We start from the raw sequence: 12,208 nt of genomic DNA, 5'->3' as shown, positions 1-12,208 counted from the left end.
ATTTATTGTTCTTTTTTTTATTGGTTATATAACTATCTATTTCAAGTATCATAACGATTAAGAAAACAAAACTAAAAATTAAAGGTATTATTTTAATTTCTCCAGTTAAATTCCAAAAAATATTACATATACCTAAAACTAAAAATACTATATCAAATATCAATCTAATCATCATAAAGCTACCGCAGTAAGAGCTTTAGCAACAAATCGTGCAGCTACATCAGGCATTCCTACTTGTTTACATGCCCAGAATATTCCATCCTCTACAGCCCCAGTCCAATGATCCAGAGTCCCAAGCAGTACTTCCAATTTAGTAAATGTTTCAATTGTATTTCTTACTGCTAGAGGGAGCTTCTTATAAGCTTTTCTAATTGCTTTGATAGCTAAACTCATCTTCCCTCTTTTTAAGCTATCTCCATACTGCTCAACAATAATATTACCTTTTGAATCATAAGCGATTCCATTAATCATAATCATCTCAGATAACGGCACATCATCCAATAACACCTCTTTCCCTGTAGGTAAAGGAAGGTCAGCACTATTACTCATAACAATTTCTTGTTTAACTTCATCAGCACTTACTAAAGCTGTTGCAGACGGTGCAAGTGTAGTAAATAATGTTGCTACTGTAGCAAAACCAATTGTGATTTTTTTAATTTTTTCTTTTCCATAAAATCTCCTAAAGTTTCATCGTGAATAATTTCACATGTTGATTATAACACATATTTTTAAAATTGTCTATTATTATTAGAAAAGCATTTTAGGTGTATTCAGAAAATGGAGGTTTTCTGAACACTCTATTTTTAGTTATTGTCGAATACAATTCTAAGTATTTTATCTGCTTTTTCCAATTGATTATTGTCTAGAGTTAAAAGAAATTGGAATAAAGAGCTTTGTTTATCATTCTTTGATGAGATTTCCTCGATTCCGAAAAGGATATGAAGAGGAGTCTTATATTTTTGAGCAATTAGAATTAGTAAATCAGGTCGAGGGATTACACCTTTATTTTCCCACATATTGACTCGAGATTTTGTAACTCCAAGAGAATCAGCAAATTCTGACATAGATAATCTGTTATTTTTTCTAATAATATGTATTTGCTTTGCGAAATGGTTGTTCAAATTATTGTTGTTTTTAATTACACTCGTATAATTTAATTATACCATGTTATGAATACTTTTTTACATTGCTATATCAGTGGACAATTTTGAGGATATCTGATACAATACACCCATAAGAAGTTTTAATAATACGTAAAAATAGCGTATTTAAATTACATCGGAAAGAAGGATAATGAAATGAATTACACTTATTTTGGGAAAATGAGTAAAGTAGATGGAAGAATAGAAATTATGATTGAGGAAATACCATTTATCAAAGGGAAATCTGGAAGCGTTAAATCAGCAATAAAAAATATCGAAGAAAGTTTGGGTCAGTGGCTGTTAGCAAGAGAAGAAGCTGGGGAAGATATTCCTGAAGCACTCGAACCATTTAACATTGATTTGAATTCAGGCGAAACACTAGTTACTCTCAATATAGATACAGACTTAGTAAGAGATCGTGAAATTAACACAATGGTAAAAAAAACGGTAACAATTCCTAAATATCTAAATAACTTTGGAAATAGAGTGAAAATAAATTTTTCAAAACTTTTGACTGATACTTTAAACTCAGAATTATCAAAATGGCCAGGCTATTTAGATGATAAAGATAAAGTTGATTTTTGGGTTGATTTGAAAAATATAAGTACAGATGAAACATTATCTGAAGAAGTCCTAGAATTTACTAATAGCGCAGTTAGTTCTTACCCAATCAAACATCTTGTGTTAAAGAAAAAAGATAAAGAAGATAGAATTTACTATATATTTAGGGTGCTTGATGGTAAAGCAGTTATGAACTGGGAGCCTATGGACTATAAATTAGCCGAGAAACAAATTTATATAGGAGAGATTCCAATTGTCATGGAACTTGAGAATGAATCTGGTTCTAATTATTTTAATATCCCTTTGGAATATAGGAAAAAAGAATAAAACGATTGAAAAAAGTGAAAAAAAGTCATATAATAAAGAAAAAGGACTTGTTGCAAACAAGTCCCATGTAGCCGTTTTAAGAACGGTAGCACTATTCAATCAAAATGACCGCTTACGTGCTAAGTTGAACGGTCATTTTTTGTTACTTGTGTTTATGACAAGAATCATTAATGTTGCAAAAGCAATCATAAGACTCAATGCCTGGTAAACAGTCAAAAAATTTTCGCCTTTCATGTTTTGTGAGGAATTGCCACTAAAACCATGGCATCACCTCCAATCAGGCTACTGTTCATAAACTCTACCCTATAATTATAACAAAAAAACACCTCACAAGCCATTTGACTTGTGAGGTGTTGTCTATTTTAAAAATATAAATGTTCTTTGTAGTTGTTCTGTATTTGTTTAGAGAGGCTAGTAGTAAGTTTATTTACAGTGCTAAAAACTTCCACAATTTTATCTATTGAAGTTGAAGTTTTTAAAGCATAAATTAAGTCGTTTAAGAGTACGTGATAATCTTGATCATTGTTTAATAGAATCCCTAATTCTTCGTAAAGGTTATATTTTAAAAGTAGGATAATAGTATTATGCTCTGAATGTTTAAGGCTCTTACATTTTTCATCGATAAAATGATCAATTAACGTTCTAACCTCTTCAGTAAGAACAATATTATTAATTTCAGGAATGCTGCAGAGTTCAACTTGAGTAATATCAAAAAGTTGTTCCAGTAAATTTCCATTTTTGTCATAAATACTTATGACTTCTTTTTGGTTAAACTGTACTTGTGTTTCTTCAGTGAAATCTTTCCAAAAATCAAAGGGGCTTGTACAAAAAGAGATAATATTTCTTGAAAAGGTCTCTTGTGGTGGTAACGATTAAAATTCAAAAATTCAATTATATCCTCATGGGATAAGCTTTTTAAATTATGGATAAATTTATTTTTTGCATTTACAATTTCTAGGTAGTTCATATTTTCTCCATTTCAATATCATAGTGAGGGGTGCTGAGCTTCTTTTGTTTTTTCTTGCGCTGCAGCTTTAATTTCATTGAATTGATTAATCTCATCAACGGTTGTTTCAAATTTTATATTTAACAAATTACGACTGGATTTTATTGAAGCAATTTCTTGAGTCAATTCCGATAAAGTAATGTCTGGCAGAAGTCTTTGCTCTTTAATACTTTTCTGTAGTTCAGGACTTTCAGGATCATCTAAAAAGAGTTTGGCAAGTTGATTGAGTTGGATAATTTTCTTATCTAAATGCTGTAGGCGATCCTTTGTTTGGATCAAGCTTTCATGAAGTTTGTCCTCTAAATTTTCAAGTTGAGTGCCTTTATTTATACCATGTTCTGCTAAGAAATTTATCGCATCCACAAGTTCATTAATTTCTGAAATAAGAGGTTCTTTCTTCAGAGGGACAATACCGTTATACAAACTTAATTGTCGTGCCAGGGTAGCTCCTGTTATGTTTTTATTTTTATCCGCACCTTCTTCATTCATAAAGTAAAAGAAATCTTTGTTTTTGAGGAAAAGTGCGACATTTCCATTTTCTAGTCGTTCTGTCTTATAGCCACCAATAAATATTTGACCACTATACATGGCTCCAAAGTCAACATTAAGATAAATTCCTTTTGAAGTTGTATGTGAAATTTGCCACGGTTCTATAGTGACTTGAATATCAAAGTCATTTTTTATTGCATTTGTTTTTTCTTCATAACGCTCAAGGATATCCTCAACAGTAAATTGGCCCACATTTCTGCTTAAGCGTTCTTGTATACTTTCAATATTATATTTGTTGAATTGACTCTCTTTGCCAGACTTAGAACGATCTAAAGTCCTGGAACGTGTACTTTTAAGTTGAGGTTCATCAAGAAGTTTATAGGTGGTCCACTTTCCAGAAAAGTCGACGTCTAAATTTAAAGCTGCAGCTTTTATTTTGAAATCTTCTAAAGTTGATGAATGATCCAAAAGAAAATTTAAGCGTTGCTTAATTTTATCTTTGTAGAGATTTTCAGTTTGCCATTTTGTATATTTAAGATGAGAAGTTGAAGGGGATTTTTCTATTATTTTTGCACCATACTTTGAAGCAATCTTATCGGAAACTTTTTCAAATTTATCTTTAGAAACATCAAAGGCTTTCCCAGATTTTGTTTGCCCTTTTTGGATCACTTTCCAATCAAATTGCTTACCTGTCATAAGGTTTGTGGAGTTGAAAATGATATGGTTATGGATATTTACCAATTAACTCAGGATCATCAATATCCCAACTTCTATCCGTAATTTCATAATCATGTATAAATGTTACAAATTTTTCTTGAATGAGTATATTTTTTTGATCCACTTCAATTGCGTTAAATATATGATTTTGTCTTGCTTTAGCCGTTTTTTCTTTAAAAAATTCTTCATTAAGTTTTTTTACTTTTAAAAATCCATGATTTAAGTCAGAAACAGGTGTGTCTATTCTTAAAGAATAGAACTCTTCATTGGCATTACCATACTTCATAAGCCAAAGTTCACCGAGTGGTGGCAATGAATCTTCTTGATAGCTCATTACTTCAGTCTTATCTTGAATATTTTGTTCAATGAAAATTTTGCATTGTTGGTTTTCAAAATCTTTAATTGTATAATTTGCCATTATATTTCCTTTTTTTCAATAAAAAAACAACCGAAGTTGTTTTATAATTTTTTTCCTTTAGTTTCTTGCGTTGATTGGCTAGGATTTAGTTTCTTCTGTTCTGCTTTCGCTTTCTGCAATCGCTCTTCAAATTTATTATTAGGTTTCTTATCTAAGACTTTACTTTCAAAGGAAGAGAAAATCGAAGATTGTGATTTTTTTTCTAATTTTATATCTTCTTTTTGATTGAACTTTAAGATTTCAATGCGTTCAGAAAGTTCAGATTTAACATACTCTGAAACTAGTTTTACAAATTTTGTTGTATCATTTGTATTTCTACCAACTTGCAAAGCCTCCATATATGCTTGACGAGATTCTTTATCTGGTTGAATATTGATGATAGGATAACCGTGCTTCATCAACTCCATATTCATCAACAAACGTGATGTTCTACCATTTCCATCGATAAAGGGGTGAATGCTGACCAACTTGAAATGTGTTAAGGCAGCTTTTTCTACAGGGTGTAATGTTTTATCTTCATTATACCACTTCAAAAAAGCTTTCATTTCATCTTCAATTTTAGAAGGTGAAACGTATTTTTCTTCTGGAAAACCATTTGGCCAAACATCGATTCTTCTCAACTTTCCTGCTTCTCCTAAAGAAGTGGATGTTTTCAAGGTGGCAATTCTATTGATATCCATAATATCAACCAAAGTATATTGAATATCTTGAGTAGATAGTTCTTTTACAAAGTCAAATGCTTCATTTAGATCTAATATTTCCAAATAATCTTTAATTGGTTTACCTGAAACGGTTAGACCTGTTTCTAAAAACGAAATTGTTTCGTATTTAGTTAATGTATTTCCTTCGATTGCACTTGAAGACCATATATGATCCATTTTCTTTTGACGTTCAATCTCCTTAACTTCAGTTAAAGATAAAGGGCGGTAATTATCCATTTCTGTTTTTAACCGGTCAATTTCGTTAAATTCCATTATATGTCCTTTCCTTTTGTTTTAAATTATTCAGTCCTGGTACAAGAAGTACTGTCTTCTTCAAAAAAGTAAGGCAGCACTTCTTTTTTTCAAAAATAACCTTTTGTCAATTTTAACATAAAGCACCAGAGTAGAAAAGGAACACTCCTTACTTGTAGACCCTTTGTGAGACTTCTACCTCTTGTTTTTGATTAGCATAGTTTTCCGCAGTAGCTTTATTATCCTTTTTTGCTTGAGCTAGACGTTCCTCAAATTTATTTTGTGGCCGTGTTGGCTCACCAATCTTGACATTCTTTTTCTGTATAATTTCCTCTGCAGCTTCCTGAATAGGAGCAGGCAGCAGCAATAATTCTTTTTCATTGACTTGCTTACCTGACAATACTTTTAATTGTGTATCTAAGTTTTGAACCTTCTGAGAGAGACTATCTAGGCCCTTGTTTATCGACTCCAGAATTTCCAGTACTTTAAGTTTTTCAAGAGTGACACTTAAACCTTTTTGAGATTTAGCCTTGATGTTATCCTTCAGATGATTTTTTACATCAGATAATTTCTCTTTACTGAGTTGGATTAATCGAGGAATTTGATCAAAAGCAAGTTCTATTGTACTTGAACCTACTTTTTTCATACTTTGGTTGTCTTCAGTATTCTCAACGGACTTCTGATTTAACTTTTCAATAATCAACTCATTTTGTTTGGTTAACTCAACAAACTGTGATTGGAGTAGATTTAAAGAAGCTTGTTGTTCCTGGATAATTTGTTCATACCTATTGATATCTGGATCTGCGCCTAAAGTATTTGTTTCGCTTGGTTCTTCTACTTGTTCCCCTGATACTTCTCTTTTTTCTTTAGTGGCTTCAAGCTCAAGAAGTTCTTTTTTAAGCTCTGTAAATGTTGTTGTATGACCCAAACCGTCAGAAATTAGTACTTCTTCATTGAGGAGCCACTCATCTAATTCTTCTACAGACTCATATTCATAAGCACTTGCGGCATACACACCTTCATCAAAAAGAAACTGCTCTCCCTCATCATCTTCTCGATCAGACATCCAATTTTCATTACGTGTTGTTTTCTCAAAGTTTGTTTCAATGACTGAATCCTTTAAGCATCTTGCTACTATCGTGCAAGAATTTAATACATTTTTCGTATCGTAATTTTTTAGGATATGGTCAATGTTCCTTAACATACCAACGTACTCTTCACGATAATCTTTATCATCGAGTATCCGATAGTTGCCATCAGCAACAAGTTCTTCAATTCTAATGATTATTGAGCTTGCATCATCTATTAGGATTAAGCAGGCTTGCTCTTTAAGCTCTTTAGACACAATTCTGGTAAGTTGGATTGAACCAATGCTTTCGCACATTGAGGAACGACCATATTGCCAATTCTCGCTGTTTGAACTGCCTTGCTTACTTTCTTACCTTCTGGGTCTTTATCAATGATATAATCCTCTGGTAAGCCTTGTGCTTTAGATAATTCATGAGGTTGTAACATTCTCATTGTTATATCCACAATGCGATAATTTTCGTTTTTGATTTGAACTAAACCAAATCTATCTTTAGTTGGAATTGTATGAAGTGGCTCATTGAGTCTTTGACCTGTATCTGAAGCATAATACTTTATCAAGAAGGCTTGAACTAAGGCATGGTGGTCTACTTGTGTAATTGTATCCGTAGGATTTCTTAAATCAATCCCTGCGCCTGGATAGCTTCCCCCATAATGTTTAACGAGATAGGATGCTGCTAGAGTATCTTCTTCTTTTTCTAAAAATGTAGAAACTAAAGCTTGATTACCTGCAGTCGTTATTGTTGGCAATGGATTCTTTAAACTACTTCCTGAATGCCTTGTATTGTTTACCATGATTGTCGGTGTAACCAATAAATGCTCTGCCTTAGTTGTGATTGTCGTTAAAGGCTGATTGAGAGAATAAGATAACTTATCACCCCCAAACCCTGTTTGCCCTATCCTAACAATAAAAGGATTCGCTTCATCTTGTACAAATTTTTTAAATCCTCTTGCAATACGTTTCATTGTATTTTCTGCAAGGGGTCTTTTTCTTTCAAAAATGGATTGACCTGGTAATGACCAGTCAATGCAAGAACTTGCAGATACATAAGGTTTCTTATAGCCATAGAGAACTTCTAGGCTGTCCTGAGGGGCATGAGTAGGCTCTGGCCAAACAATAGGCTGATTATCTGAACGTGCGATAAGAAAGAGTCTCTTTCTTGTTGTAGGCGCACCATAATCACAAGCTCTAAGTTCCCTATGCTCTACTTTATAACCGCACTTTTCCAGTTCATGTTTAAACTTCTCGAATGTTTCCCCCTTATGTTCAGAGTCTGGATAAGTACCTTTTTCTGTTTCTAACAGTGGGCCCCATGTTTTAAATTCTTCAACATTTTCAAGAATAATCACACGTGGTTTTACTGCTTTTGCCCAACGAACGGCAACCCATGCCAACCCTCTTATCTTTTTAGAAACTGGTGTTGCACCTTTCGCTTTTGAAAAATGCTTACAATCAGGACTGAACCAACATAATGCCACTGGTTTCCCTTCTGTAGCTTCTATTGGATCAACATTAAATACATCCTCGCAATAATGTTTGGTGTTTGGATGATTCACTTCATGCATTGCAATCGCATTAGGGTCATGGTTAATCGCTACATCAACGGAACGACCAATTGCCATTTCAATCCCTGTGGAAGCTCCTCCGCCCCCTGCAAAATTGTCTATTATTAATTCTGTCAAAATCATACCCTTCTGATTTATAACGTATATTATTTAAAAAATATGAGAGATAAAAGTACTGCAATATGTCCACTAAGTACCATAAAGAATATGAATACAGGTATTAATAGTGGTCTACAATCATCCATTTTAAGTCTCTCTGCAAGAGTAACTACCAGATTTTCTCCAAATAATATACATGCTAATAAAAATAGTACAATAGTTGTAACCAGCGTTGATAATATCATTGATCACCTATGCCTTTCCTGTAGAACGTAGATCAGATTTACGATGAACTCTTTCAGCAACTACTTTTCTATCTTGGTAGACTTTATGAATGAGTTTAAAATTTTTTCTGTTCTCAATTGACATTGGATATTTTTTTCCGTTTCGAGATACCAATACATAAGGATATATTAATTGTCCTTTTTCATCTCCAAACATTTCAATCGTTGATCCATTGAATTTTCTTAAATGCCTTATGAAATGAATATTGGATTTTAATTGCTTTGGCAGGAGTCGAACCTACTCTCTCTTCAAAAGGGTTTGCGTGGAGAGATATAAACCGCAAAAAGCTATTATACAAAGCAGTAAATGCGGCCACTTGCCTAAGCAGGCAGCAACCACATAAAGCGGACAAGAGGACTTGAACCTCTTTCACTCTAAATTCATATTCACCGTTTAAAATTTAGAGTGCCTTATCCGCAAAAAAAGCGTTAAGAATTTAACGCTTGCATAACTTAGAGAAACCAAGCATGCAAAAACACAGCCGTTGATTTCCCTCTTAACAAATGGTATAATAGCAGTATCTTACATTGCTTATTTTTTCATTTGCAAGGTGCATCAAGGCACGTATTAACGATATTTAATTTAGGTCTTTTCACTTAAATTGTTCTTCAACATTTCAAATGAGAATTTAAGAGACAGGCACCTTCATTCATTAACTTTTGTTTTGAATGATAAAGGTGGTGGAATTTATTTTTTTCGCAACAAGACTTAAAGAATTACGGACAGCGAACGGGTTCACTCAGGAATCTTTTGCAAAAAAATTAGGAATTTCAAAGCAGGCTTATCGGAAGTATGAACAAGGTCAAGGATTTCCAAGACCAGAAATATTAAAAGATATATGTTTACTTTTAAACACCTCCGAAGACTATTTAAATAATACTGAAATTCTACCTGTATATCAGAAGCTCAACAATGCTAGGCAAGAAAATACAATAGCATACGCAAAAAAACAATTAGAAGAGCAAGAAAAAGAAAATAATATATTACCACTTCATTTTGCATTAATCCCCTACAAAGTTGAAGAGGAACAAGCTTTATCTGCAGGAAATGGTGAAGGTTATACTTCTTCTCAAACCAAAGAAACTGTATATTGGGATCAAGACATTGCATATGATAAAGCAGTTTGGATAAAGGGTGATTCTATGGAACCTGATTTCCATTACGGCGAAGTTGCCTTGATTAAATATCAAAATTATCTTGATTTTCCTGGTCAGATATGTGCAGTTGATGATGTTGAACGTGGCCAAGCGTATATAAAATCAGTCAGAATTGAAGATAAATATTTAGTGCTTCATTCTTTGAACGATTCTATTGATGGAGATGGTAATTTAATTTTTCCTGATAAATATATTCCCTTAAGTGAGAATCCTAGAATTATTGGGAAAGTTGTAGACCATTTTACTCCAATAGAAAAATAAAAAAATAGGAGCAAAAGCTCCTTTTAATTTTTTTTTTTGAGAAAATAAATCAGTTACTCCTATTAAGAATAATAAGTTATAGTTATATTATATAAGTTACAGTTACAGTTACAGTTAAGGGCCTTTTTTAAGGCTTAACCATGGGGTTTATAAGGTTTTTAATCGTAAAAAAGTTGCATACAGTCGTAAAAAAGTTGTATACAGTCGTAAAAAAGTTGCATACAGGAGTAAAAAAGTTGTACCCCTGTCGTAAAAAAGTTGCATACAGGAGTAAAAAAAGTGCACCTTTGTCGTAAAAAAGTTGTACTTGTCCGTAAAAAAGTTGCTTACGTCGTAAAAAAGTTGTATTTAAACGTAAAAAAAGTGTATTTCCAAAAATTAATGCTCTGAATCGTAAAAAAGTTGCACTTTTTTCTAGACATCTCCGTAAAAAAAGTGTATATTAGTAAAAAATAACTTTTAAATCGTAAAAAAGTTGTACTCCAATAAATTTTTTTGTAAAAACAAATATTTTTTTTGCTTTTTTCTATATAAGGCACAAAAAAGTGCACTTTTTTTACGATTAAAATGTGTAGGTGTACTGCAAATACACTTTTTATACGAATTACCTATACGTTTTTGATTTGATTAAAAGGAGATACGGATTAGTAACATGGACTTATTAAACGAACTAGAAGAGAATAAAAAGTTTAGACAAGAAATAAAATATAGCCGTCAGTTACCTGAAATGTTTTCAACTGAGGACATTAATGCTACAAGTGAAAATATGACTTTTGCTATCTTAGGAGAACTTAGAGACCGCTATAAAGAGGGAGAACCTGTAACTTTTACTTATCAAGAGTTAGCTGAACTTGGAGGACTATGGTTTAAGAGAAAGAGTGGGAAGAGGAGCTTATATAACGGCAAAAAACTTCAAGAAGCTATGTATCACCTTAATGATGCTTTGAAAAACTTTGCTTACTACCAGGTACGTGAAACTAATGATGATGGTACTCCTAAGTCTTGGAAAACTATAAATATTTTTAGTGTAATTGATTTTGATGGTTCAAAGAGAGAAGTCAAGTTAACAATATCAAATGCAGAGATAAGCCCTCAACAGATTGATGCACAAGGGAATATTATTGATGAACCACTTCATGTCTATGATTTAATTAATTCTAAGGACTGGAGTAGAGTTAAGCATCTTCAGTATGATAGGGAAATCAACAACAACCTACCATCAAAATACTCAAAGAGAATTTACCGCTATATTAGTGAATTTAGAAGTTTTCCTAAAGGTACTAAAATGCGAATTGATGATTTTGATAAGAAAGTACTCAAGATATTAAAGACTGAAGAGGAGGTTCATCGTGATCAAAATGAGTTATTTGACTTAAGGAAAAACCGTAAAAAATATTTAGATAAGGCAATTAAAGAAATTCAAGAATTAACTACTCCAGATGGAGAACAAATAATAAAAAATCTAGATTATATTTATTATTTCTCTGGAAGAAAAATTCATTCTATTGAGTTTACATTTACACCCTTTAACGGAGATTTGGCCTATAAAAATAAGCTTACTTCTGCTGTTAAAAGTACACCAAAAGGGAAAAAGAGTCCTTTTGTTGAGGATGCCAAAATGGTTATAAGCTACTTAAATTATTTGCATAGCATACGTTTTGAATATAACTCAGAAAAAAATATATATCAACTTGTACCTAAAAATTCTGAAAGTATATGTTTTGATGTTGAAGATATAAACCTAATTAAACCAATCCTATCTCTTCTTGAAAATGGTGTACCTGTAGAAGAACTTATGCAGGTTGAAGAAATGAAAGCTTTTGAATGGCGTGATAATACAGAAGTATTGAGTAATTTAAAACCTTCAGTTCTTTTTGGTAATAGATACTCTGAATACAGGGCTTATTTAAGTTATTTTAAAGAGCAGTATCAAATTATTCAGGATTTAAAAAAACCAGATATACCTACAATCCCTATGGACGGGCCTTGGAATGGGAAGTGATAGCTTTAAAAACTTCAACAAGCCCTTCTTATTTAAAAATATAAAAATCTCACAACTCCCTAGTAATATAGGGAGTTTTTATATGAACATACATATATATATTTATGTGTATATAAACATGTGTTTAAATTAATACACA

Annotated in this window: 13 protein-coding genes; 3 read left to right on the top strand and 10 right to left on the bottom strand. The window is 32.3% G+C overall.

From position 1 onward, the window contains the following. Nucleotides 1-171: 171 nt before the first annotated feature. Nucleotides 172-549, bottom strand: a complete 378-nt coding sequence (locus LACDD01_RS11110; protein WP_061415299.1) for a hypothetical protein — start codon at nucleotides 547-549, stop codon at nucleotides 172-174. A gap of 254 nt (nucleotides 550-803) precedes the next feature. Further along, a complete protein-coding gene (locus tag LACDD01_RS11105; RefSeq protein WP_255357197.1) occupies nucleotides 804-1,121 on the bottom strand; it encodes a helix-turn-helix transcriptional regulator in 318 nt (105 codons plus the stop codon). 177 nt (nucleotides 1,122-1,298) lie between these two features. Between LACDD01_RS11105 and LACDD01_RS11100 the strand changes: the two genes are divergently transcribed. Further along, a complete protein-coding gene (locus tag LACDD01_RS11100; protein ID WP_061415295.1) occupies nucleotides 1,299-2,030 on the top strand; it encodes a hypothetical protein in 732 nt (243 codons plus the stop codon). A 132-nt stretch (nucleotides 2,031-2,162) separates the two neighbouring features. Here LACDD01_RS11100 and LACDD01_RS12710 read toward each other — a convergent pair whose 3' ends face one another. The 8 genes from LACDD01_RS12710 to LACDD01_RS11055 form a co-directional block, all read right to left on the bottom strand. Further along, on the bottom strand, nucleotides 2,163-2,264 hold the full coding sequence (locus LACDD01_RS12710) for a putative holin-like toxin (protein WP_023889634.1): 102 nt from the start codon (nucleotides 2,262-2,264) through the stop codon (nucleotides 2,163-2,165). A 517-nt stretch (nucleotides 2,265-2,781) separates the two neighbouring features. Next, nucleotides 2,782-2,997 (bottom strand): hypothetical protein, encoded by a 216-nt coding sequence (locus tag LACDD01_RS11090; RefSeq protein ID WP_061415290.1) that lies wholly within the window; start codon nucleotides 2,995-2,997, stop codon nucleotides 2,782-2,784. A gap of 18 nt (nucleotides 2,998-3,015) precedes the next feature. After that, on the bottom strand, nucleotides 3,016-4,221 hold the full coding sequence (locus tag LACDD01_RS11085; RefSeq protein ID WP_082779314.1) for a helical hairpin domain-containing protein: 1,206 nt from the start codon (nucleotides 4,219-4,221) through the stop codon (nucleotides 3,016-3,018). 28 nt (nucleotides 4,222-4,249) lie between these two features. Beyond that, nucleotides 4,250-4,660: a hypothetical protein gene (locus LACDD01_RS11080; RefSeq protein ID WP_061415288.1), complete on the bottom strand. Its 411-nt coding sequence runs from the start codon at nucleotides 4,658-4,660 to the stop codon at nucleotides 4,250-4,252. 41 nt (nucleotides 4,661-4,701) lie between these two features. Beyond that, entirely contained in the window at nucleotides 4,702-5,634 is a 933-nt protein-coding gene (locus LACDD01_RS11075) for a Fic family protein (RefSeq protein ID WP_082779311.1), read from the bottom strand. A gap of 148 nt (nucleotides 5,635-5,782) precedes the next feature. Continuing rightward, complete coding sequence (locus LACDD01_RS11070) at nucleotides 5,783-6,958, bottom strand: hypothetical protein (protein ID WP_061415286.1); 1,176 nt, start codon at nucleotides 6,956-6,958, stop codon at nucleotides 5,783-5,785. Continuing rightward, nucleotides 6,925-8,382, bottom strand: a complete 1,458-nt coding sequence (locus LACDD01_RS11065; RefSeq protein WP_061415306.1) for a DNA cytosine methyltransferase — start codon at nucleotides 8,380-8,382, stop codon at nucleotides 6,925-6,927. The genes LACDD01_RS11070 and LACDD01_RS11065 overlap by 34 nt, the downstream gene beginning before the upstream one ends. A gap of 234 nt (nucleotides 8,383-8,616) precedes the next feature. After that, nucleotides 8,617-8,805: a hypothetical protein gene (locus tag LACDD01_RS11055; RefSeq protein ID WP_061415284.1), complete on the bottom strand. Its 189-nt coding sequence runs from the start codon at nucleotides 8,803-8,805 to the stop codon at nucleotides 8,617-8,619. 524 nt (nucleotides 8,806-9,329) lie between these two features. On the opposite strand from LACDD01_RS11055, the gene LACDD01_RS11045 reads away from it, so the two are divergent. Together LACDD01_RS11045 and LACDD01_RS11040 are read left to right on the top strand one after the other, a co-directional pair. After that, complete coding sequence (locus LACDD01_RS11045; RefSeq protein WP_231863450.1) at nucleotides 9,330-10,067, top strand: XRE family transcriptional regulator; 738 nt, start codon at nucleotides 9,330-9,332, stop codon at nucleotides 10,065-10,067. A 652-nt stretch (nucleotides 10,068-10,719) separates the two neighbouring features. Continuing rightward, nucleotides 10,720-12,069, top strand: a complete 1,350-nt coding sequence (locus tag LACDD01_RS11040) for a replication initiation protein (protein WP_231863449.1) — start codon at nucleotides 10,720-10,722, stop codon at nucleotides 12,067-12,069. The last annotated feature ends 139 nt before the right edge of the window (nucleotides 12,070-12,208 follow it).

This window comes from Lactococcus sp. DD01, from assembly GCF_001578715.1.
GTDB lineage: Bacteria > Bacillota > Bacilli > Lactobacillales > Streptococcaceae > Lactococcus > Lactococcus petauri.
Note: the sequence above shows the minus strand (reverse complement) of the source record. Positions and strands in the feature narration are given on the sequence as shown.